The organism is Fibrella musci (genome assembly GCF_041321105.1).
Taxonomy (GTDB): domain Bacteria; phylum Bacteroidota; class Bacteroidia; order Cytophagales; family Spirosomataceae; genus Fibrella; species Fibrella musci.
Map to the genome: position 1 here is coordinate 502,050 of NZ_JBGGWD010000001.1, position 25,014 is coordinate 527,063.

At 56.2% G+C, this 25,014-nt stretch carries 9 protein-coding genes; 3 read left to right on the top strand and 6 right to left on the bottom strand.

The genetic code is table 11. From position 1 onward, the window contains the following. Window positions 1–47 precede the first annotated feature (47 nt). Complete coding sequence (locus tag ACAW74_RS02040) at window positions 48–7,694, bottom strand: SdrD B-like domain-containing protein (protein ID WP_370696521.1); 7,647 nt, start codon at window positions 7,692–7,694, stop codon at window positions 48–50. A 512-nt stretch (window positions 7,695–8,206) separates the two neighbouring features. After that, a complete protein-coding gene (locus ACAW74_RS02045; RefSeq protein ID WP_370696522.1) occupies window positions 8,207–16,021 on the bottom strand; it encodes a DUF7948 domain-containing protein in 7,815 nt (2,604 codons plus the stop codon). A gap of 722 nt (window positions 16,022–16,743) precedes the next feature. Between ACAW74_RS02045 and dinB the strand changes: the two genes are divergently transcribed. Further along, window positions 16,744–17,838: a DNA polymerase IV gene (dinB, locus tag ACAW74_RS02050; protein WP_370696523.1), complete on the top strand. Its 1,095-nt coding sequence runs from the start codon at window positions 16,744–16,746 to the stop codon at window positions 17,836–17,838. Window positions 17,839–17,846: 8 nt separating this feature from the next. On the opposite strand, the gene ACAW74_RS02055 is transcribed toward dinB, so the two are convergent. Further along, window positions 17,847–18,296, bottom strand: coding sequence for a hypothetical protein (locus ACAW74_RS02055; protein WP_370696524.1), 450 nt, complete (start codon window positions 18,294–18,296; stop codon window positions 17,847–17,849). A 217-nt stretch (window positions 18,297–18,513) separates the two neighbouring features. Here ACAW74_RS02055 and ACAW74_RS02060 point away from each other — a divergent pair, with 217 nt between their 5' ends. Further along, window positions 18,514–20,208: a DUF1800 domain-containing protein gene (locus tag ACAW74_RS02060; protein ID WP_370697214.1), complete on the top strand. Its 1,695-nt coding sequence runs from the start codon at window positions 18,514–18,516 to the stop codon at window positions 20,206–20,208. Between the two features lie 70 nt (window positions 20,209–20,278). Then, window positions 20,279–21,799, top strand: coding sequence for a DUF1501 domain-containing protein (locus ACAW74_RS02065; RefSeq protein WP_370696525.1), 1,521 nt, complete (start codon window positions 20,279–20,281; stop codon window positions 21,797–21,799). A gap of 41 nt (window positions 21,800–21,840) precedes the next feature. Here ACAW74_RS02065 and ACAW74_RS02070 read toward each other — a convergent pair whose 3' ends face one another. The 3 genes from ACAW74_RS02070 to ACAW74_RS02080 form a co-directional block, all read right to left on the bottom strand. Next, window positions 21,841–22,947 (bottom strand): acyltransferase family protein, encoded by a 1,107-nt coding sequence (locus ACAW74_RS02070; RefSeq protein WP_370696526.1) that lies wholly within the window; start codon window positions 22,945–22,947, stop codon window positions 21,841–21,843. 187 nt (window positions 22,948–23,134) lie between these two features. Then, entirely contained in the window at window positions 23,135–23,845 is a 711-nt protein-coding gene (locus ACAW74_RS02075; protein WP_370696527.1) for a VIT1/CCC1 transporter family protein, read from the bottom strand. A 266-nt stretch (window positions 23,846–24,111) separates the two neighbouring features. Next, entirely contained in the window at window positions 24,112–24,963 is an 852-nt protein-coding gene (locus ACAW74_RS02080) for a TIGR01459 family HAD-type hydrolase (RefSeq protein WP_370696528.1), read from the bottom strand. Window positions 24,964–25,014: the final 51 nt, after the last annotated feature.

The following is a 25,014-nucleotide window of genomic DNA, read 5'->3' on the forward strand; positions in this document are numbered from 1 at the left end:
GCACCGATTCCCTTCATTTTGTCTAGGCACACGGCACTACAGGTTGCCTACTTTTTCGTCACGATAATTGGTAGGCATTTGGCCGGCGGGCACTGACACTGGGCGGGAGGAATCACCACTGCCACATCGCTGTAGCAATCTGTGGCCGAATACACCCGCACCGTATAGCTGCGGCCCGGTGCCTGAGTGGGGTTAGCCTGACCGCTCATCAGCGCACCACCCACCGCTGGCAGTGTCTGCTTGGTAGCAAACAGCGCCGCACTGGCATTGTAGCTGCTGCCTTCGCTTACATTGTAGCTACTGGCATCTGTGCTACCCAACAGCACCAGTCGAGCATCGTTATTGGGCGTAGCTCCTGTGCAACTAGCCGCCACTCCGTTGACCTGAATCGTCGGCACAGGAGTCACTGTCACCATTGCTGATGTCGTGCTTGTGCACCCACTGGCATTAGCCACCGTTACCGAATAGGTCGACGTCGCGGCGGGGCTCACTACTAACGTACCTGTGGTGTTGGTGATCCCTCCGGTGAAGGTATAGCTGGTTCCACCCGTGGCCGTCAGTGTAGCTGATTGCCCCCGGCAGATGGTTGCCGAGGATAGCGTTGCCGTTAACGCGGCCGGAGCCGTGTAGGCGGCGCTAGTACTGCCACAACCGCTTATCGTAGCCGTCACGGTCCGATTCGCTCCATTGGCAGCGATGCCACTAAAGACCATCGTAAACGTATTGGCAGAAGCCGCCGTGGTGGTAAAGACCTGACTCAGCGCACCGTCGGTAATGGTCAGCGACTGGCCACCCAGCGGGTTGTTTACCGTGACCACCACAGTCGACGAATACGTGTTATTCACTGTTGGGCACGAAGCGTTCGACACCACGGGCACAAGCAACTGGCAGGGGGGCGCTACGGAGCACGAAACCGGCGCCGTGTAGGTCGCCGTCGTAGTACCGCAACCGGGTAAGGTAACCGTCACCAGGTGAGCCGCCCCGTCCGAAGTCAGTCCGTCAAACATCGCCGTAAAGGTGTTCTGGGCGTTGGCCGTCGTGCTGAACGGGATGCTCTGCCCACCCAGACTAACCGTAACGGTGCCACCGGCGGATGGATGCTGCACCGTCACAATGGCCGTGGCCGAATAGGTGTTGGTGGCACTGGCACAGGTGCCCGCCGTCACGGTGGCCGACAGGCTGCACACCGGGGCTACACTACACGAAGCCGGCGCCGTATAAGTCGTCGTGGTGCTGGAGCAATCGGGCAACGAAGCGGTAACGGTATGGGTACTGCCGTTCGAGAGCAAGCCGCTGAAGACCGCCGTGAAGGTGCCGCTGCTGGCGGCCGTGGTCACAAAGGTGACACTCTGGGCACCGTCGGTGATGGTCAGCGTACCGGCCGTTGGGTTGGTCAGTCGTACCACAGCTGTGCTGGAATAGGTGTTGGTAGCTGATGCACACTGACCGGCGGTCACTGTAACCGTCAGGCTGCACACAGGTGCTACTGAACAACTGGTTGGGGCGGTGTAGGTCTGACTGACGGGTGAGCAGGCCGAGTTGGAATAACTGGCTGTCACGGTGTAAGGCTGTCCGTTGCTGACCAGGCCCGAGTAACTGAAGGTGCCGCTGGCCGTGGCCGTGGCAGGCAAGGTCAGGCTGCGGGGCGAGAAAGCCCCCGGGGTAATTGTCAGCGTACCGGAAGTAGGTACGTTGGTAGCCGTGATTGTCCCCGACAACACATAGGCATTGGTCGCGGATTCGCACAAACCCGGTGTCACGGTCATAGCCAGGCCGCACGGAGCCACGGTACAGGAGGCCGGTGCCGTATAGGTCGCCGTGGCGGTGCCGCAGCCGGGCAACGAGACCGTCACCGTATGGGAACCAGTGCCGCTGGTCAGGCCACTGAGGGAGTAGGCGACCGACGTCGTGGATGTGGCAATGGCTATCGTGGTTGATTTGGCCCCATCGGAGATCGTCATGGTTCCAGCCGTAGCGTTGGTCAGTGATACCGTCCCGCTAATGCTATACTGATTCGTTGCGGAATTACAGGCAGTTGGCGTGACGGTAACGCTTTTCTGGCAACTTGCACATTCCAACAAACAGACATCATCCATCACCAGATACGAAGCCGGCCCTCCTACATCGGTCGTAGCACTGAGGTAAATGGTAAAGCCTGTGGCACCGGGTGGAGCAACGATCGAATAGCAGTACTGCCGCCAGGGAATCACCGACGCGCTGGCATCTGACCAGGCCGGGTTGTCGGGCACCACAATCAACGAATACGATACGGGGTCACCGTTGTTTGGCTTCACCTCCAGCGCCAGCCCACTGGCCTGTCCATCGGCCTTGGCGTCGGCGACCCACACACATAACTGATAGCACTTTCCGGCCTGAATATTCGAGACACTTAGCTCACTACAAGCCTCATTTCCCGCACTGGTAGATCCTGTACTTGTGATGTACACATATTTGTTACCGGTATGCGCCTGGTTGCTTTCTACCCAATACACATCGCCCTTCCCTATGGCAACAGAGGGCTTCCAGCTTGTTGGTGCTGCTATTGAATACGGTACCCGTTTGCCACCAGCAAAGGCCGTAGTCGAAGTCGGGAACGTTCCTTGCTCAACACTGGGGTTGCTCATCAGATTACCGGGGCAGTAATCCACGCAGGCCGCAGGAGCCGAGTACGTAACCGAAGTCGTTTTACCGGCAAAGGACACCGTAACAGTATGGCTCCCTGAACCACTGGTAAGCCCGCTGAGGGTGTAAGGCACCGAAGTAGCCCCGGCCGCGACAGTCAGCGTAGTGGATTGAGCCCCATCGGTGACGATCGCCGTCCCGGCTGGCGCGTTGGTCAGCGAGAGGGTACCCGTCAGGGTGTAGCCGTTGGTGGCCGACTGACACACCCCGGGCGTGGCCGTCAGGGCTATGCCTACCGTGCAACTGCCCGGAGCGGTATAGGTCGCCGTGGCGGTGCCGCAGCCGGGCAGCGAGACCGTCACCGTATGGGAGCCGGTGCCGCTGGTTAGGCCACTGAGGGAGTAGGCGACCGAGGTGGCCGCAGCAGGTACGTTCACGGTGGTCGATTGGGTACCATCCGTGATGGTGGCCGTACCTCCTGCAATATTGTTGGTCAGGCTGATGGTACCCGTCACCGTGTATTGATTGGTGGCGGAGCTACACGTACCTGGCGTAACGGTAGCGGCCAGATTACATGCGCCTACGGTTACACTGGCTACGGCCGTGGCCGTACACCCTACGCCGTTGCTGATCACCACCGTGTAGGTGTAGACGCCATCCGTCGCCGGAGCCGCCAGGGTATAGGCACTGGCGGAGCTGGCTACCGGCGCACTGATGCCTGAACCACTCCAGGCATAGGTCGTTGTACCGGAAGTCGTGCCGGTGGCGGTCGCATTAAGGGTAATCGTAGTACCCGGAGCTAACAGGCCTGGCGTGGCCGTAGCCGACACATTGGTTGGCGCAACGCAGCAGTTTAATTTAGGAATCGTGAACGTAACGTCCTGGTAACAAATGTCCTGACCGTTAAAGAACCGTATCGTGTATGTCAGATCGCTCGTGGTTGAACCAGCAATATTGCCGACGATAACCCCACCCGATAAGCTACTGACAGCCGTGGCCGACGCGTAAGAACCCGTGTACGTTGTGCCAATCGAATAGCCAACTTTATCGCCGATGGTACCACTGGCTATCGAAATACTCCCCTTGCCTCCGGCGCAGGTCGGTTGAACCACGCTGGCCAGATAATCTGGTTTTGTACAGGTATAGAAGCCAAAATCGACCGAGTAATTCGTATACCCGTTGTCCAGCGGTTCGGCTGCGAGCGATAGGGCAATGGGTTTACTGATAACGCCGTATCCCGCTACCGGGCTACCATTGTCATCATTTTCTACGTTGTTATCCGGGTCGGGGGCCGGGTCGTTTCCGGTGCTGGAGGTGTAATCTTTTAAAGATCCTGTAAAATTGGCCTCTGGAATTTGTACGATATAGTTTCCTTCGGGCAGGCGGTCAAACGTATAAATACCGTCAATACCGGCTACCGTACCGGTGATGGTAGTCGTTATCGACTCATCGGCCTGCGGTATACCATCGTTGTTCCGGTCATTAAACAGATTGACCGTTACGCCGTTGATCCCCGTTTCGCCAGCATCGACCTTGCCGTTATTGTTTACATCGCCCCAGACGTAATTACCCAGTTTATACAACCCGGTCTGGATAATCAGGCCGGCATCCCAGCTCAAATCAACCTGATTGGCAACAAGGTTGAATGTAGCCGTTCTGCCCGTTGCCGGATCGGCGTCCGAATCGGTAGGGTCGCTGGTAGAGCCACCAACAGTACCACTGCCGGTGGTATAGGTCTTATCGGGAGTTGGCTTGAACTGAATGTAGTAAGAACCCGGATCGAGCTGATCGAACAGGTAGTACCCTGGCCGCCCGTACACGTCGTTGGTGGTTACCGTGCTGGCCGATAACGTACCTGACGCCGTATATAAGCAGACGATCACCCCGTTAATGCCATTGGCCGATGATTCGTCCTGAATATTGTTCTGGTTTTCATCGAACCACACGTAATTACCAACAGCGGCTTTAGCTGGATAAAGGCCCTGATCCCAGGTCAGGTCGTGTTCGCCTGCACTGATCGTCGTAATGGGCACGATGGCTAGCCGATTGCCGTTGAGGGTCGTTTCCGTACCATCCGAATCGTTGTCATCAGCCGTTGTATTGGTTGCTGTTGACGCATATCCTGGTGGTAAAAAGAAGACTGCATAATAATTGCCGGGTTCAAGGCCGGGGAACAGGTACAATCCCCCGTTGGCCGTTGACGTGAAGGCCACCAACGGATCGGAGTTTGGGTTGGTCACCCCGTCGCCATTGTCCTTGTGAAGTTCTACCCGTACGCCGTCGATACCCGTTTCGCCGGCATCCTGAATACCGTTTTTATTGGCATCCAGCCATACATAGTCGCCATAACTGCCGAGCACATCCGCCTTGAGTTTGATACCCACTTTAAATGGCTCCGATGGCAGGAAAGGGTCGTTGTTGTCGTTCCGCACGGCCTTGAACGCAAAGGAGTTCCAGGCAATTTCGCCAGCCGTGGGGGCACCAACCGGCGCGCGCATGTCCCAGGTAAGTTCAATCTGATCGCCAGGCTGTAATACCTTGCTACCGAAATCCAGCTTCAGTGACTGAATGATGGTGGGGTCCTGCGGCAAGACCGTACTCCAGTTGGCGGGTGTGCAGCCGGCCGGGCCAGACGCTACGTAATCCGTGCGGCAGGGGTTGGTGGCGGTACTGTAATAGACAGTAATCCCTGCCGGGGTCTGAATGGGGGTTACCAGGTTTGGCCGCCACTGGGTTTGCCGGGCCGTGGGGTCAATAACGCCCTGATCACCTACCCAGGGTAAAATATCCAGAATTTCAATGTTCCTGGTGGCAGCGTTCCCCGTATTGGTTACGATCAGTTTGTAGTTGGCCGTGCCGCCCGGTATGGTTTGCCCAAAGGCCGGGTATTTCGAGTAGTCGGTGTCGCACTGGCCTTTCACCCACTTCACCGACGAAAGCTGCGCGGACGATGTAATTCCAACATAATCAGACGAATAACAGACTGTTTCGCTGGTTACACCATTTGAGTTAAGGTCATTTAGATCCGTAGCCTCGACGTTAGACCGGGGAATGGAGGGTTGTGATCGATAGCACTGGCTGGCTGTGCTACCCGTAAAGAATGCCGTATTCTTGATACCCCCTATGGTTGTGTAAGGGGAGTATAGCTTCTGGTCAGTCGTATACGAACTGGCCAGTCCGGCCGGTGCCAGCGAGTTTACCTTCACAGCAATGCTGAATCCATATTCAGCACCGGCAGGCATGGGGTTATTCCATTTTAACCGTACCAGCGTTCGGCCGGTACCATTGTAATTGGGGATAATATCGGTAACGTCGGCGTTGGGAGTGCCAGCTGTGTAAACGATACCGTTATTATAATCAAGACCCAGCGGCAGCAAATCCATGCCTACCGGGTTTTGCAGGGGCTGCCCACCTCCTCGGTTGGTCAGGCGAATGAAATTCCAGAAGGTAGTACCCGTATTGATGGGCCCTCCGTAAAAGCTACCGTATTCGTTATTGGCAATTGAGGTTATCACCTTGGCCACACTCAGGGTGCTGAATGGATCAGAAGGAAGCACGGTGAATGACGCGCAGGGGGTGGAGGTCGGGTCGGGCGTTAAGCCCGAATTGCTTGCCGTGGCGGTAACACAGTTCTGAACACTAGTGGCTGTCGATGTGGCATTGAAATTAAAATTAATCCCCATCGCGATGTTATCGGTATTGGCCCCCGTCGGCAGTTTGTCTGCGGTAATTTTTATGGCCGTTATTATCTCGCCAGGAGCGGGCGCATAGTAATTGACATTGGCCGGCACCTCGGTATACGTGGGATTGCTTACGGTTTTGACAAACATTTTTATGACCTCATCCCCTGCCAGGTTATTGAAAGCGGGCCGGGCTATGTTTGTGACCGTAATGTCGGCATACGGTATAATGTCTTCAAATACGGCGTTGGTCAGGAGCGTGTTGCCCGTATTACCAAACCGAACTGTGTAGTAGGATGCTTCGGCTGGCTTGAGTGCCGCTTTATCGACTACTTTGGCTGTTTTGATTTGGGTTGTAGGGGCTACCAGTGGTGTCGTATTGGAGAGGTTATCGGTACAACTACCTGTGGTTGGGGCCGCGTAGGTCGTTCCATCGACAAAGGTTTTGGTGCTGCCGTTGGTGACGACAATAGGTGTAGCCACGCCATCGGGCTGATAGGTTACCTTAACATTGGTCGTTACGCTACTACCCACGCTAAAGGTTGGGCTAGGGTACTTTACAAAAACCCGGACTTCTACTGCCGGGGCAAACTGGCTTTGCACCTGTAGGGTGGTGGCGGGTAAACTGACGGTCAGTTTGGAAGTCGTATTGTTTATCGTATAGGAATTCGGTGGAATAACGGGCGTGGGTGTCCCATCAATCGTGGCAAAAGAGACCGACTCGATGATTGTTCCGGCCGGAAACTGCTGCTCGAAGGTCACAGGGCCGGGACTTTGTACGCCGTAGCCGTTGGTGCTATACCCGTTCCCTGCAAATTGAAGACGGCTGAAATAAGACGTGGTATTATCGATGGCAAAGCCATTTGTAGTCGTGATTTGGGGGCAGAATTTATCGGCCGAATGAATCGTCGTATTGACAATTTGGGTTGACCCGGGCACCCCACCGGAAGACAGAACCGCCGTCATGGAAGCGACCGAATTATTCATAGCCCCAAAACTGCCTTGCCCACCCACGTTGATAATGCCCGTATTACCGGCTATCAGCGGTTCCTTGAACGTAAAGGTGATGGTTCTGTTGTCCGGAGCAATCGTGTAACTCTGTACATCGGCGGGTAGACCGATGGTTTGAGTCGGAATAACCGCGTTGGCCGGAATGGTGGCCGTCAACTTAACCCCCGTACAGTTGGCGGTTATGCTGGCACATTTATACTTGAAGGTGTAGGTAAACGATTCGCCGGCTAACACATCCGCTTTGTCGGCGGTGGCGATTAACTCAAGCGTTTGTGCCTGAGCTATACCGACCGACAGAAGTACGCTCAGAAGGGTAAAGAACCCCCAGGTAGCCAGCTTGTTCCTGTATGGGCAATAGAGGGAAGAGTAAAATAGATTCATATACCGACTTTTTCAGGGGCAGTGTCACTGGCAGCGGTATCCAATAGTATGTAGGGCCATTCGATGAAAAACAACTAACCGATTCTACACTGCTGACTGAGACGAACCACCACCACCAGCTGCCAACGCTGTTGCCTTCCCCCCGGTCAAACAACGTGCCGCATGATCTATCTTTTTATAAGAATCGTATACTAGTTTACCCATTCTAAAATCCATAAATATGCTATTGCCGCTTAGATTAGAACCAGAAAACTAGACGGCCCAGTCAGCAGCCAAGCCATTAGCGCCACCCGGGTTATCAAGTTTTGTGCCAGCTACTCAAAACAAATTTCCATGCATTCATATCTGAATTGATCATTTACCGGCAATACAATCAATAGAATCAACAAGCCGTGGTGCCAGCCCCTTCAACAATATCGCCCCAGCCCAGACCATTAGCGGCCAGACCGGGGCGGTAGTGTTGAAGGGGCTTGTCAGCCGTTATTTGCCTTAGCGCTCAACCAGACGGCGCACTAAGGCCGCACGATCTTCTTGATCAGGATGGGAACACAACGGTTGGGCGGGCACTCACAGAAGGCAGTCGGTAGCACTGCCACCACATCGCTCACACAGCCCGACGCCCCATAGACCCGAACCGTATAGCGTTGCCCGTCTGGCTGACTGGGGTTGGCTTGCCCGCTCAACAAGGCCTCCCCTACCCCCGGCAAGGGCTGATTGCTAGCCAACAGCGTCTGGCTGGGGTTGAAGACGCTGCCCAGGCTGAGGTTATAGCGGCTGGCGTTGGCACTACTCACCAGCACCAGGCTGGCGTCGGCATTGGGGGTAGCTCCCAGACAGGTAGCCGGTACGGCGGTAACGGCCAGAGAAGGCAAGGGGTTGAGGGTCAACGCAGCGGTGGCCGTGGCCGAACAGCCTGCCGAGGACGTACCCGTTACCGAATACGTACCGGCTACACTCACCGAGATGCTCGCCGTGGTAGCTCCCGTACTCCACATGTAGGTAGCGGCTCCGCCAGCGGTTAACGTACCTGATTGCCCCTGGCAGACCGTGGCTGAGCTCGCCGACACCGTGGGTGCCTGGTTGACCGTCACCGTAGCGGTCGTGGTGCTTATGCACCCACTGGCATTGGCCACCGTTACCGAATAGGTCGACGTCGCGGTGGGGCTCACTACCAACGTACCTGTGGTGTTCACAATCCCACCCGTGAAGGTATAGCTAGTGCCGCCCGTGGCCGTCAATGTAGCCGACTGACCCACGCAGATCGTGGCCGAAGATAGCGTAGCGACTGGTAATGGGTTGACCGTTAGTGTAGCCGTGGTGGTGCTCACACAGCCCGAGGCATTCGCCACGGTCACCGAGTAAGTCGTGGTCGTGGCCGGATTCACAGTCAGTTGCCCCGTGGTGTTGACCGTGCCCCCCGTGAAGGTATAGCTGGTGCCGCCCGTGGCGCTGAGTGTGGCAGACTGGCCCACGCAGATACTGGCGGATGTTAACGTGGCTACGGGGAGCGGGTTGACACTCACCGTACCGGTGGCCGTGGCCGAGCAGCCCGCGCCACTGGCTGCGGTGACCGAATAAGTCGTGGTCGTGGCCGGGCTCACCACCAACCGACCGGTGGTATTGGTGATACCACCCGTGAAGGTGTAGGAGGTACCACCACTGGCCGTCAGGGTGGCTGACTGGCCCGCGCAGATGGTCGCTGACGACAACGTAGCTGTCAAATTGTTGGCTACCGTCACCGTGGCGGAGGTGGTGCTCACACAGCCCGAGGCATTAGCTACCGTTACCGAATACGTGGTCGTCGATGCGGGATTCGCTACAAACACGCCCGACGTATTAACAACCCCACCCGTGAAGGTATAACTCGTACCTCCTGTAGCGGTCAAGGTAGCCGACTGGCCAGGACATACTGTGGCTGGGGTCAGCGTGGCCACTGGTAGCGGATTGACACTCAATGAAGCGGTAGCCGTGGCCGAACAGCCTGCTGAGGACGTACCCGTTACCGAATACGTACCGGCCACACTCACCGAGATGCTCGCCGTGGTGGCTCCCGTACTCCAGCGGTAGGTGCTGGCTCCAGTGGCCGTCAACGTACCTGATTGCCCCTGACAAACCGTGGCAGAGGTAGCCGACACCGTGGGTGCCTGGTTGACCGTCACCGTAGCGGTCGTGGTGCTTGTGCACCCACTGGCATTGGCCACCGTTACCGAATAGGTAGTTGTGCTGGCAGGGCTCACCACTAACGTACCTGTGGTGTTCACAATCCCACCCGTGAAGGTATAGCTGGTGCCGCCCGTGGCCGTCAATGTAGCCGATTGCCCCCGGCAGATGGTTGCCGACGTGAGGGCTGGCGCGATGGAACAACAATTCGGAGCTGCTACGGTTGTCGACGACACACAGCCGCTCAGACTGGCCGTGAGGGTCAGGGTTTGACCGGCAGGTACGTTAATAACACTGTCGCCCTGAACTGTACCCAGGTTAGCCGTAACAATTGCGTTGGATGGACTCACCGTGAAGTGTACGGTGAACGTGCTGTTGGGCCGACAGGCGGGCGTACCCAACGCTATGGCAGGCAGGGGACTGAGATCGACCGAGACCGGCCGGATGGTCGTACAGCCTGTGCTCAACATCGCTCTGACATAATACGTACCTGATCCAACTGCCGCCGTGTTGGCGACCGGAATGCTCTGGGCGCTGGGGTCGAGCCAGTAGCTCAACGTACCTGAGCTTTGGGCGACTGCCGACGCGAGGCTCACGGTTGCCGTACCCGCTGCATTCTGACAGGCCGTAAGTGCCTCGTTCACAGCTAGAGTGGGCGAAGGGCTCACCGTTACGACGACCTGGTCAGAAACCGAACAACCTGAAGCGGGATCAGTGGCCGTCAGTTCATAGATGGTGCTGCCTGTGGGACAAACCTGCGTCTGAAAGTTGGTCGGCGTATCAATCATGGCAGCTCCTGCCGCCGTATTGGGGGCCGTTTTCCAGCTATAGGTATAAGGTCCGTTTACGGCTGGACCAATTGTGACGCAGGTATTGGCACAGATGGTTTTGTCGGTGCCTGCTGCCAGCACCACGGCGCTGACCGTAATCTCCTGCTCGACAGTGGATGAACAGCCGCTGCCATAATTCACTGTGATCAGGTACTTATAAACGCCCTCTGGCGGGTTGTCGGTCACCAGAAATGTTGGCGTGGCTGAGGCATTGTTGGAAATCCGGCCCGTGGTGGGGTTCGTATAACCTGCTACCGTAGTCCAGGAGACCGTGGCACCGCTTGGAATCGTGTTGCTAAGCCCAACGGTTGGGTTCGTGGTACTGGGCAGGCAAATACTGATTGGGTTAGCCTGCGCAGTGTAGGCAGGTGCCGGTACGTTGAAAACAAATTTCTGCACGCAACCACCTGGTGCCGTGGTCGTCAGGGTGTAGGATGTGGCCACGCTCGGATACACCTGAATACTACTCCTGGTGGTGCCGGTCGACGACGGAGCGAGCGGCTCTGTCAGCACCCCGGCAAACGGCGACCAGCTGTACGTATACCCCGTCAGCGCGCTGGTATTGGTCACCGCTAACAATACGCCCGTGGCCGAACAGGGTGCTCCGCTGACCGTGTTGACGATCGGAACCGGTGCGGCGGTAACCGTGACACTCTGCGAGGTCGGGCAAGCGCCAGCGTAAGAAGCCGTCACGCTGTATGTCCAGGGGCCGCTGCCCGTTGGTGTCACCTTTGGGTTGCGTTTAGCGGCTTCAGCCGGCGTCAGCCCATTCCCGGCCGAAGCGGATGACCAGGCGTAGGTCAGCGTAGCATCGTTGGCATCTCTACCGATATTGATCGTTCCGCCCACGCAACTGACCAGCGGCGTATTCAGGCTGATGGTTGGTGCGGCCACACTGGTGTAGGTCACGCTGGACACATCGGAGCAGCCCGTAATCGGATCCGTTGTGGTCAGTTGAAATACAACGTTCGTTGTCTGAGCCGGAATGGTCGCCGTTGTAACATTATTGTTCGCGTTAGCGATGGTGGCCGTGCCCGCCGTAACCGCCCACGAATAGGTCAGGTTCGTGGGGCCGGGCGTACCCAGCGTCACCGATTTACCCGTTGTCCGGCAGAAGGTCCCCCCCTCGCCAATGGGCATGGCTACTGTCCGAACGGTAACGTTGACCGTATCATAAATGAAGCAGGTGGTTAGTTCATCGGTTATCTTGACGATGTATTGTCCTGAAACAGACGTACCGGGTGTAAAGGTTGGCTGCGAAAGCGTCGTGCTCGACAGGCCGGTCGGTGGTGTCCACAGGTACGAATACCCCTGAATGGCTGGCCCGCCAATTGTAACAGGCTGTCCGGCGCAGGTAACGGCATTCTGAGGAAAATTCTGATTTGGCAATGACGACGCTCCCCCAAACACCTTGATAACCAATGTACACACCTGCCCCCCCGGATATACACCTGTCAAGGTGTAGGACGTTGTCGAAGTGGGATTGGCTTTGACATAGGGAGAGAATGGGCCCGTTCCGCTCAGGGGCACTCCCGTTACGGCATCGCTAAGCCCGGTGAGCGGCGCCCAGTAATAACGAACTCCGTTGGCTGCCTGAGCAGGCCCGATCGTTGTGTTGGCGCCTGCACACGCGCCCGCTGCACCTGCCGGCAGCGACAGCTGGCAGTAAGTTACATCCCCGTCGCCACACCCAGGTACGTATTGAATGATCACTTCATCGGTGCGACTACAGGCTGGATTAGCCAGGTTGTAGCTGGTGCGAATGTAGGTGATCGTATAAGGCAGTTTCGATTTCCCAACCGTAGGGAACGCTGCTCCCGCCGGAATCAGAAAGGTGGTGGTGCTGGCAGTCGAGCTGCTCAGTAAGGCAACAGCCTGGGCGCTAGTGGGGGTACCGGCATCGGTAGCCGTGGCTGACACGACTGCCGACCAAGTATAACCAACGCCTGCCTCTGCTGGCGTGCCGAAGGTCCAGGTGGCGGTGCTGTTCGGGTCGGTTGGGCAAATAATAACCGGATAATTACCCGCTACGGCATAGTTACCGATCTTATATACCGTTACGCTTTGAGTCGCTGTCAGCGAACACCCTGAACTGGCTTGCAAGGCGTTCAGGTAATACGTGTACGTATTAACGCCGGCGGGAGCCAGCGAACCCGTTGCCAACGTGGTTGGAACCACATCGCTCATTATAAGGCCGGAGCCGGGCGACCATTGGTAGGTGAAGGCGGGGTCCTGCGTGATGCCCTCGCCCAGCGTCAGGTTGACACCCTGGCAGACGGTCAGGCTGGGAAGCGTTGGAAGCGGGCTGGGTTGTGTGTTCACCACGACTACCGAAGTCGACGCGCAGGTCACGCCATCCAGCGTGGGAGTGAGTGTATAGGTAGCCGATCCGCCTGACGGAATCACGGCGGTATTAAGTGTCGGATTTAGAATATTTGTTCCACTTAATCCGGTAGCCGGGCTCCAGTTGAAACTCAGCGCATGATCGTCTGACAGGACGGGCGTATCCAACGGTCCTAGTTTCACAGTGGGCGCTCCGCAGGTAATCAACGTTGTGTTGGAAGCAGCGGGTAAGCTCAGCGTGGTCAACTGAAGCGTATCTACACTGGTACAACCCCGCGAATCGGTGGCGTAGAGGTAATAGGTACCGTCCTGCGTGAAATTGGCCGGAATAGGCGACGTACCGTTGGCGGCTATCGTGCCACTGGCTACAGTCGTGTTGTCGGGCTTTTCCCACCGGTATCGATAAACGGGTTTGGCTCCATCGGGGCCCGGCACTACGGCAAACGTTTTCGCCAGCGGCTGCCCGGGGCAGTGTACATAAGGTTTCGAGTCGATGGTAGTCCGGTGTGTCACGTTGCCGCCGCAGTTGACCTGTACGGCCGCGCTCACCAGCGAGTCTTTACAGACACTGCCCAGCCAGTTGGTTGCGCAGTAGGCAATTCGGCGGTAAAACGTATTGTTACCCGTACAGGTGGGCGCAAAATCTTTACCGGTCGCGTCGGGGATCGTCGTCCAGGGCCCGCCTGCACTGGTAGCCTGCTGCCACTGATACGCTACTTTAGGCGGGCATTGGGGCGCCTGGTTCGTTGCCGGTATATCGAGGTTCTGCGATGCGTCGTTGCCGGTAATGGCGGGTACGGCGGAATTGATGCAGTAGGTTGTGCTGCCACCCGTGAAGGTGAGCGTATTCTGCTTGAGCTTTACCGGCCCAAATTTGACCAGCAACAACTCCTTGTCGGCTTTGGGGCCCGTATAGCCTGTAATGACATTACCACTGGCGTCGAAAGCCGATGGTGTCCAGGGATAATAGATGGAGTTCGAACCGGCGGTCGAATACACATACAAATTGCAGCCCTTCAACAGAATACGGGATGTGGGATTGTAGCTATCCAATCCCACGAAATTCACGAAGCTGCCGTATTGCGTCTCTCCCGTCGCGCTGTTAAACGTGGCGATGTAGGTGGGGTTGGTTGTTGTGTTAGGGGTTGGCGTATTCGAACCAATGCAGGCATCGGGGGATATATATTGTGGACTATCCTGCATGATTTCGCTGCGGCCCCGCACCAGTAGCATTACGCTTCCCCGGCCATCAGTTGCAATAGACGGTATCAGCGGCCGGGAGGTATTGGCCGCCGCCCGAACGTACCTGAACGACAAATCCGATTTATTCAGTGCGATCAACGGGGCTACGCTCGACGTAGCCGTGGCACCAGGAGGAAGCGCCCCCGTAAACGGAATCAAGGTGGCGTTGACCAACAGTTCCCGGCCCGCAAAATAGATACCGGTGCCATCTATGGCTATAGGAAATACACCTACCCCACTCGCATTTGACAGTGCCGGCATCGACAACACATCATAGGGGACGGCAGTGGCAGCCAGTACCCCTCCCGTGCTGCTCATTTTGGTCACGGTGGACGGGCGCGCGCTATAGCTCGTAGGCACACTACTTTGGGTCAGGGGGAAGCTGGCAAGTGCATCGGAGGTTCCCAGCACGTAAGCCGTTCCGTCAGGCTCAACCGCCAGCGCCGCCGTACGGTCACTTCCGGTACCACCCAGATAGGTACTCCACCGGAGCGAACCGGTGGCGCTGAATGACGCCATGAACTGATCTTCCCCACCCTTGAAATAGGACTGGTAAGCGCCCGTAGTGATGGGAAAATCAAGGCTGGTGGTGGTGCCGGCAACGTAGATATTATCGTTGCTATCGATACCAAAGGGTTGCGCAGAACCCCCAAAGACAGCGACATCATTGCCAGACCCACCAAAGTAGGTCCCCCACTCCACGGTGCTACCATCGGCCGAGAGCTTGGCCAGGTAGATGTCCCGGAGACCCGCCGACGCTGGCTGGAGAGCGCCCGATGTCGTGTAGGAAGGGGGCACGTTTCCGGGGGTACCGCCCACCGTGGTGGTGGTGGTGTGCATGAGCACCACGGGCTTGCTGTCGGAACCGACGACCAACGCTACATTCAATTCATTTCCATTGGAATCGCCCGTGTGCGTATCCAGGATGGTGCTCCAGATAATCTGATTACCGTTGGGGTTCAGTTTCATCACAAAGACCCGCGCATAGTTCGGGCCGGGCGTCAGACTATTGGCCAGCGTCGTAGGAAACCCTGAGCCAGCACGGGTGGTCCCTGTCAGGTAGATAAAACCCTGATCATCGACCCAGATGCCACCATTATAGTCGCGGGACGATCCCCCAATAAATGTACTCCACAGGATTACCACCGGGTCGATCACCAGCGGCTGGCTAACGTCGTAACTACCAACTTCGAAGCCAATGCTGTGGTCGGGTTGTAGTTTATAGCGAACTGCCACGGGCTTTTCTTCGCCCCTGATGGTCTGATAGGCATACGGTTTGGCTTTTTTCAGATCGCCAACCGGCAGGCTAAGGATCAATTCGCCCCCTGGCGATAACTGTATGTCGCTCACGCCACCCATCGCCAGTCGAATGGCGTTGGGGTGCCCGCCAGGTTTCACCACGAAATCATATTCCAGGTCTGTTTGCCCCCGTCCGTAAAAGCGCAGGTCTGTCTGGTCGTACACATCGGTATACCATAGTTCGGCATATCGACCAATAGGGTGGCTACCGCGCTTGTCTACAAAGCGATAGTCTCCTTTATCGTCTAGTTCATGGACCGGCTCCGGACGCTGTCTATTCTTAGCTCCCAGCCAGCGCATGCTCCAACTCATGGCAGCGGGGTTCTGACCGGAGGTCTCCGTCGATGGCACCGCCGAAAACTGGACCCGGTCAGCCATAAACGCCAGATTGACTTGAGGCGTTGCCAGCAGGTAACTGGCTTCTCCGCCAAATACGTTGGTTTCAAACGCCAAAGTAGTGGCGTGGTTTCGTACCGTTTGCTGCGCCAGTTTTACCTGCGCTGCAGTTGGCTGTCTAAGCTGTGGCTTTCGCGCTTCCTGCCCAACTGCGTGTATAGTTGTTAGCAGGAATACCATCCAGACACTTATTTGTCTGATAGAGCAGAGCCGATAAGCAATTGTATACCGTGTGTGCATAGAATGGATGTGTAAGGATGACACAGCCGGATACGCCCGACAGTTACTCACCACTGAACATTTGGGAGCACACAATAACCATGCAATAAGTATGTGTATAAATACGCGGTTGCCTAATAAATAGAAAATGACCACATTAACGACAAATAGCAGCCAGTAATAGTAAAAAACCGACCCACCAAGCAAATAACTTGCCAAGTCAGCTATTCTTCCTTTTAAAGTAATTATCTGAAAATAAGGTACTTATGTAGATATACATTGAAAAATAAATGGAAAATAATTAATAACCACATTCTATTATTTACCCAATTTATGTTACCGAAATTATTAATGCATCAAGCAAAAATTTATATATTACACTATAGCTGTACTAAAGTAAAAATACGTCCATCTCCACTTCCCTTTCAAACGTCATGAGGCACTGAGTATCTGACTCTATTTTGACGATCATTCTGCTTAAGATCCATTGAAATAACTCATTTTTCAGTTTGTCATTGGATTGAAACAGCTACTATATTTGTCTTATACGATACTCCGGCATGACAGGCGCGCCCGTCCGTAAAATCCTCCATATCGACATGGACGCGTTCTATGCGTCGGTGGAGCAACGCGACAACCCGGCGTTGCGGGGTAAGCCCGTGGCGGTAGGCGGTTCGCGGGAACGAGGTGTAGTGGCGGCGGCGAGCTACGAAGCCCGGGTTTTCGGCGTACGATCGGCCATGCCATCGAGCACCGCCCGCCGCAAATGTCCAGATCTTCTGTTTGTAAAACCTCGTTTCGAAGTTTACAAAGCAGTCTCCCAGCAAATCCGATCCATTTTTGCGGAGTACACGCCGCTCATCGAACCCCTCTCACTCGATGAGGCCTACCTCGACGTCACCGAGAATCAGTTGGGGATTTCATCTGCCACCCAGATTGCCCGAGAAATCAAAGCCAAGATTCGGGAAGCTACCGGCCTGACCGCTTCGGCAGGGGTTTCCTACAACAAGTTCCTGGCGAAGCTCGCTTCCGACCATAAGAAACCCGACGGCCTGTTTGTGATCAAGCCTGAAGCCGGGCTAGCTTTTGTCGAATCGTTGCGCGTGGGCCAGTTTCATGGTATCGGGCCAGCCACGGCGGGCAAGATGAACCAGTTGGGTATCGCAACCGGCCTCGACCTCCGTCAGCAGACCGAGGCCTTTTTGGTACGGCATTTCGGCAAGATGGGCCACTTCTATCACGCCATTGCCCACGCCATAGACGACCGTCCCGTGAGGCCCGACCGGGAACGTAAATCGGTCGGCTCCGAAACGACCTTCGCCACCGATCTATTCGAGTGGGATGAGCTTACCGACGGACTCGACGGCCCCATTGCTGACCTGTGGCAGGATTGCCAGCGCCTGAAAACAACCGGACGGACGCTTACGCTCAAGATCAAATTTGCCGATTTTCAGCAAATCACCCGTAGTCGCAGTTTTGGTTCACCCATTGCCAGCGAGGCGCAGCTAACGTACCTGACGCACGAATTGCTACGTACCCAGCTCCCATTGCCCAAGGGCGTCAGGCTGTTGGGAGTCTCACTCTCGAACCTCGAATCGACCGACGGCACCATCGATCAGCGCGAAGTCGGTCGGCAATTGGTGATCGGCTTCTAGCAGGCTTGTCAGGGTTGGGTGAGTGTCATCGTCTTTTTAAAAATACACCGTTCAACGGGACAAATCGTGTCGAGCGCCACCAGTACCAGTTCTTTCCCGATGATTTCCCCCTCGTATCGGTTGTTGTAGGAGCGCGGCACACCATTGCAGACGCCATATCGACGCTCGGTCAGGCTGAGTTTATTGGCCATGAACGTACCCTGCATCGTAACCGGCACCTCCAGCTGATCGTATTTTCGGTTAATTGTCGCCCTGACGGTGTTGCCTGTGACCTCCCAGGTAGCCGAAACCAGTATGGCAATCTCACCGCTCCAGGTGCAGTCACCAGTCTGCTCAAGCGCTTCTTTCCCTGCCCAGCTACCCATCAAAGCTGTTGCCGGTTGTACCGAATCGGGCTTCGAGCAGGCCAGCAACAGAAGCGCCAATGCTGGTAGTAGCTGTAGACGAATCGTTTTCATAACGTTGCCTTCGTGGGTTAATTCGTACGTTTTTATATAGCACAATATGTACCTATAGTATTTAAATCATTAGAAAAATTTATACTATCACGCTCCTTTTTCCAGAAAACGGTTTCGTTGGTCTTTACTGGCCTGATTCATGTTTATCTTGACTACCGTCGGTCCGCTTCCTGTGTGGCCTACCTACCGTCAACGTACCCAGCCGAAAGGCGCACGAATGCCCTATTTAGACCGTTATACGCAACCGCTCACGGCCAAGACCGCCGCTCATCTACTACGCCGGGCCACTTTCGGCTTTACGCCCGCCGAACTCACCGCTTTCACGGGCCAAACGGCCATCCAAGCGGTTCAGATGTTGATAGCCAACGCCAATTATACCCCACCACCCCCTATCGATCTGGACGACACGGCCAGCACAGCCGGACAGCCCTTTCTGCAAGGCCCTGCTACGCCCAGCGGTGAGTTCCTGCCCTTTGTGGGTGCCAATAATTTTAAGTACGGGTACTATATCAAGTACTGGTGGCTGAACCTGATGATTCAGCCCGGCCCGGTGAATCTGCTCGACAAGCTGACTCTTTTCTGGCAGAACCATTTTGTGGCTACCCGCGAGATCGCCAACGACTACCGCTTCGTCTGGACGTACCTGAAACTCCTGCGCGACAACGCATTAGGTAGCTTTCGCGAACTGGTTACGAAAGTCACGAAAGAACCCGCCATGTTGCGGTTTCTCAATGGCGACCAAAACGAGGTGGGGGCGGGAAAAGCCAACGAAAACTACGCCCGCGAGTTGCAGGAGTTGTTTACGGTCGGGGCGGTCGATGCCGCCGGCAATCCCAATTATACGGAAGAAGATGTGCGCAACGCGGCCCGCGTACTCACGGGCTGGAAATACAGCAATTATTACAAAGAAGGGGCAACCAGCTTTGCCACGACGTTTACCAGTAGCAAGCACGATAGCACTAACAAGACCTTTTCGGCCAAATATAACAACACGGTAATCACGGGCCGGACGGGAACCTCGGCGGGCGACCTGGAACTGGCCGATCTGGTCACGATGCTGCTCAACCACCCGCAGACCTCACGCCACATTTGCCGGAAACTCTACCGCTGGTATGTCAACGACACCGTCACGACCGATGTCGAGACCAATGTGATTGTGCCGCTGGCGCAGTTGCTGGTTAGCAGCAATTACCAGATTCAGCCGGTTGTCGAAAAACTCCTCACCAGCCAGGTCTTTTTCGACGCGGCCAACGTCGGCTCACTGGTGAAATCACCCGCCGATTTCGTCATAGGGATGCTCCGGTTCTACGAGTTGCCTATCGCCCCGACAACGCCCGTCATTAATTTCCGGAAAACGATGGAGTATGTCTACAACAAACTCCGTGACCTTCAACTCGATTTGCTCGACCAGCCCAGCGTGTTTGGCTATGATGCCTATTACCAGACCGGCTACACCAAGCTATGGAGCAACACCAACACGATGGCGGTACGTAGCGACGTCAGCGACCGGTTTTCCAATAGCTATACGGTATACCAAACCACGCTGCTGAACATCAACCCGCTGGCGCGCGCCACGGCCCTGCAACCCAGCTTTGGCGACATACCGGCCAGCACGTCGCAGGCTCCCAACACGCCGCCCATTACCTGCGTGCAGATACTCGACAGTTTTCTTACCAACCTGCTGGCCACCGACCTCATTCAGGTGCAAAAAGATTTCCTGATCGACACGATTATGATGCAGGGCCTACCCCGCTCAAGCTGGGAGTTTGAATGGAACACATACCGCCGCACCGTAACGTACCCAGCCAACTACACCGCCTCGGCCATCACCAACGCCAAAAACGCCGTCAACAACCGCCTCAAGGCCCTTCAGCGAGCCCTGCTCCGGCTAGCCGAGTATCATATCGTTTAAACGCGTAGGGTGTGGGGCGCAGGGTAGCGCCAACAGACAGCCCCATGCCCTACGCCCCACGCTCTCCCCTATGAACCGCCGTAAATTTCTGACTACGACTACCTCCCTGGCGCTGCCACTGGCGCTCAATGGATTTAGGGTCAATGCCTTGGCGCGTAACTCGGTACTGGTGCGCTCGCTGCTGGGTACCAACGCCGTCGCTGCCGACCGCGCACTGGTCATTATCAACATCAACGGCGGCAATGACGGCCTGAACATGGTGATTCCGGTCGATCAGTATTCGGCCTATTCTTCGCTGCGAAGCAACATCGCCATTCCGCAGAGCAGTGTGCTGGCATTGGCTGGCAATGATGCGACCGGCCTCCACCCTGCCATGACCGGCCTACGCGACCTCTATAACGATGGCCGACTAACGATCCTGCACTCAGTGGGCTATCCCAACCCCGATCAGTCGCACCAACGATCGGCCGACATCTGGATGACGGGCGTGTCGAGCAACCAGTACGCCGAAACAGGCTGGGCCGGCCGCTACCTCGACGATCGCTTTCCGGGTTATCCCGACAATTACCCCAGCGCAACCATGGAAGATCCGCTGGCATTGCAGATCGGGTTTTTAACCAGCACCACCCTGCTCGGCCCTATCCAGTCGATGGGTGTAGCCATCAACGACCCAAACAGTTTTTACACGCTCGTCGGCAGCAGTACCAATGCCCCGCCCGACTACCTCCCCTGCTGCGACGCTGGGGATAAAATCGCCCACATACGGCAGCAGCAAACGCTCGCCGTGGGCTATGCGGGTCAGATCAAAGCCGCCTTCGACGCGGGGGCGACCCGGGCAACGTACCCAACCAGCAATAGCCTGGCCGATCAACTCAAAATTGTAGCGCGGCTCATTCACGGTGGCCTGAAAACGAAGATTTACTTCGTCTCGATCAGTGGCTTCGATACTCACTCGGCGCAGGTTGACGCGACCGACAACACCATCGGTGCACACGCGACCCTGCTAGGAAAAGTATCGGCGGGGATCAAAGCGTTTCAGGACGATGTGGCGCTACAGGGTATCGCCGACAAGGTTATTGGCATGACCTTCTCCGAATTTGGGCGGCGGGCCAACTCCAACAACTCAAAAGGTACCGACCACGGCATGGCCGCCCCCATGTTTGTGTTTGGGCAGCCGGTCAAACACCCCACCATCGGCGTCAACCCCGATTTGAGCAACCTGATCGTGGGTAACGACGGTAGCCGCAACATTCCCTATCAGATCGACTTCCGCCGCGTTTATAGCGACATCCTGAACGACTGGTTTGGGGCAGGTATCGCTAAAACCAATGCGCTGTTATTCAAAACCTCGCCCTCTATACTCGATTTCCCGACGGTATCGCTGTTTTCCAACATGGTCGAAACCGTAAAAACCGGCAATTGGGCCGACCGCACGGTTTGGTCGGTGGGGCGCAAACCACTACCCAGCGAATACGTGCGGGTCAACGCCGGACATACCCTCACCGTCGACGCCCCCTTTACCGTGCGTAACATCCGGCTCGACGGGAAAATCCGGTACACTGGCCCTTACACGGTCCGGATAACGGGCTAATTCGTGGGAATAGGCTCGTTGTTGTAACATTGGAACGGCGCTCAACGAACCGTCTTTTTGAGCGGGGTGATCCATCGTTTCGTCAGGTACGTTCGGACGGGCGCATCCACGTAAATCAGTACGCCATACGCGAAGACAAGCAAGCCCAAGCCCATCAGTGGCATGATAACCTTCAGCTGGTCTGGCGATGGTTTCTGTACCTCCATGTAACTCAGAAGAATCCAGAGAAACGGGTAATGAACCATGTAGAGCGGATAGGAAATCTCGCCCAACCACTTGCAAACCGATTGCCAACGAGCCGACAACGAACTGGCCGCGCCCATGGCGATCAGTACGGGAAAACCGACGATCACCACCAGCGGCTCGGTCACCAGGTTGAGGCCATCCCGAAACGGCACCATAAACATCACTAGCAGCGCTATCGCGATGGGAAGAAAGCCCAACCGTGTAGGGATCAGCCAGCCAGACCGGTAGATCAACAAGCCCATCAGGAAGGAAAAGCCTACGCGCGCCGCGCCCCCAATGAAGGTTTCGCCGCTCCAGCCCACGCCTATGTTCTTGTAGGCATAGCCCGTATAGCACAAGGCAATCGCCGCCAGGCCCGTCAGTAGCCACACCATTTTGTTGGAGAGTTTGATCAGCACCAATGCGTAAATCAGACTGGCTACGTATTCCCACAGCAGCGACCAGGTAGGTGGGTTCAGGTGGAAGATATTGTTGTAGCGTTGCGGCAGCACCGGATCAGGTATCATCAGGCAGGACGCGATAAACATCCAGACGGTTTTGCCGAAGCCCAGAGTCTGATAGAAGTTTCGGAACGGGTCGACCAGAAAGCTGATTAGTCCGAGCACGGAACCAATGACCACCAGCGGCTGCAATCGAATGATCCGCAGTTTCAGGAACGTACCCACGCCGAGCTGTTCCAGTCTGTTGTCATAGGCGTATCCGATAACGAAGCCCGAGAGGCAAAAGAAAAAATCGACCGCCAGATAGCCGTGGGCAATAAAGTTTTTGGGGTAGTCGGGTTCCGCGAATTCCATGAAATGGAAAACCAGCACGGCAATGGCAGCCACGCCTCGCAGGCCATCTAAGAGCGGATAATGCGGTCGGGTCTGAAGCGGAACGGCCGCTTGTTGAGTAGCTTGCAAAAGAAGGAGCGCCTGGAAAACCAGCAGTGGTGTACCGGGTAAAGGCACGCGAAGCAAAATATATCGCTCTCGATTACCGAATTACGTTCATGACTCTCACCGGTAACGCACAACTCCAGCCGGACAAACAATCCTTTCGGTTCAATGAGCGGCTCTCTGCGCTAAAGACACAGCAGCCGTGCGCTATTTAGTCGCCTCCAACCAGCCGGGCAATGCCAAAGGCGGCAGCGGCGGCCAACGCCCCGATCAGCATGACTTTGATGGCCCCACCAACGGGTGGCTGACCCGTTACTTTACTTTTGAAATACCCGAAGATGAACAGGCAGATCAGTGTGACGACGCACGAATACAAGAGCGCTTCCTGAGGCGCATCGACTAGGAAATAAGGCACCAACGGGACCAGCCCACCCACCACGTACGACAGGCCAATGGTCAGGGCGCTTTTAGTGGCGCGATTCGGGTCGGGTTCGTCGAGGTTCAGTTCGTATTTCATCATGAAATCGACCCACCTGGTTTTGTCTTTCACCAGCTCATCGGTAATCGCATCCTGAAGCGCAGGGCTCAACCCCATCTCGGCAAATACATCGCGTACCTCCTGCTTTTCGCGCTCGGGCACGGTTTCGACCTCACGTACCTCCCGCCGCCGCTCCGACTCGTAGTGGTCGGCCTCGGTGCGACCGGCCAGATAGCCGCCCAGTCCCATCGCAATCGACCCGGCCACAATCTCGGCGATGCCCGCCGTCACGACCAGCGACGAGCTAGCCACGGCTCCACTCAGTCCCGCCGCCAGCGCAAAGGGTACGGTCAGGCCGTCCGACATACCGATGACAATGTCGGAGATCATGTCGGAACTCTCGAGGTGTTCTTCGTGGTGGTGCAGGTGTCCGATGTCGCTCATGGAATTGTCTGATATGAAATGATAGAGTTTGCCGGGTACGTTGTCAGGGTCGTGATGGCGGGGTATCAACTCCTTCCGTGCACAGTTCTTCGTGCCTGATCAGGCCGTCTAATCGGCCTACGGTCGCCATAAGCCCAAACGTAACGAGCGAAAGCCCAAAAACCAGCGCCACTGTTTAGCCCGCACCAGACCAGCGCCAGCAACAACAGCAGGCCAGTCTGATACATCTCGATATTGGCAACGTTGGCGGCCGCCGGGCAACGTACCTACACCGCCGCCGATTCGCAGACGTAGGTAGGAATGATACCGGTGGCCTTGATACGCAGGTCTACGTCTTCAACGGGGGTATTACCCGTCAGCACAAGCGCCGTATCGAAGCCAAATTTATTCCCACCGAGAATGTCGCTTTTGAGGGTATCGCCCACCATCAGAATCTCGTTTTTGCTGATGGGCATTTTGCCATTGGCCGCGTCGCGCAACAGGTCATAGGCAAACATAAAGAGTTGGGCATCGGGCTTGCCGAACCGGATAAACTGCTTACCCACAATGCGCTCGAGCATATCGGCCACTGCCCCGATCGCCACCGCCACCTGCTGCCCACGAACGGGGTACGTCGCGTCGGTATTGGCTACAATGACGGGGATATTGCGCCGCCGCAGCAGGTTAATCGTTTTGTTCAGGTCGGTATTCCAGTCGAAGCCTTCGTCGTCGAGCAGCACAAGCGCCGTGATATCGGCGGCATCGTCGAGGTTGACGTCGCGGATGGGCAGAGCGTGAAGGTCGGTATTCTCGATGTAGTGGGCCGAGGTGTCGGTGCCCAGGTACGCCACCGTGCCATGGTTCACTTTCAGTTGCAGGTACTCCCGCGCCAGCATCCCCGACGACACAATCCGGTCGGCGGTAATGGTTGGCAGGCCGAGCCGCTTGTAGGAGTCAGCGAGTTGGTCGGGGCTGCGCGATGCGTCGTTGGTCAGTACGTAGAACGGCTTGTCGGCGGCAAGGAGCGCATCGATGGTGCCGTCGATGCCGGGAATCAGCCCGTGGGCATTTTTCAGCACGCCATACGCATCGAAGAAGATGGCTTTGTACTGGTCAATCAGGGTGGCGAAAGGAGTCATAAGAAAGCTGTCTTCAGTTCACTGTTTTCTGTTGGCTTGCGCCTGTATAGT

Bases quoted from the DNA above. Each gene is read 5' to 3' on its own strand.
- ACAW74_RS02075 (WP_370696527.1), bottom strand. From the start codon at position 23,845: ATGAGCGACATCGGACACCTGCACCACCACGAAGAACACCTCGAGAGT.
- ACAW74_RS02055 (WP_370696524.1), bottom strand. From the start codon at position 18,296: ATGAAAACGATTCGTCTACAGCTACTACCAGCATTGGCGCTTCTGTTG.
- ACAW74_RS02080 (WP_370696528.1), bottom strand. From the start codon at position 24,963: ATGACTCCTTTCGCCACCCTGATTGACCAGTACAAAGCCATCTTCTTC.
- ACAW74_RS02040 (WP_370696521.1), bottom strand. From the start codon at position 7,694: ATGAATCTATTTTACTCTTCCCTCTATTGCCCATACAGGAACAAGCTG.
- dinB (WP_370696523.1), top strand. From the start codon at position 16,744: ATGACAGGCGCGCCCGTCCGTAAAATCCTCCATATCGACATGGACGCG.
- ACAW74_RS02065 (WP_370696525.1), top strand. From the start codon at position 20,279: ATGAACCGCCGTAAATTTCTGACTACGACTACCTCCCTGGCGCTGCCA.
- ACAW74_RS02060 (WP_370697214.1), top strand. From the start codon at position 18,514: ATGCCCTATTTAGACCGTTATACGCAACCGCTCACGGCCAAGACCGCC.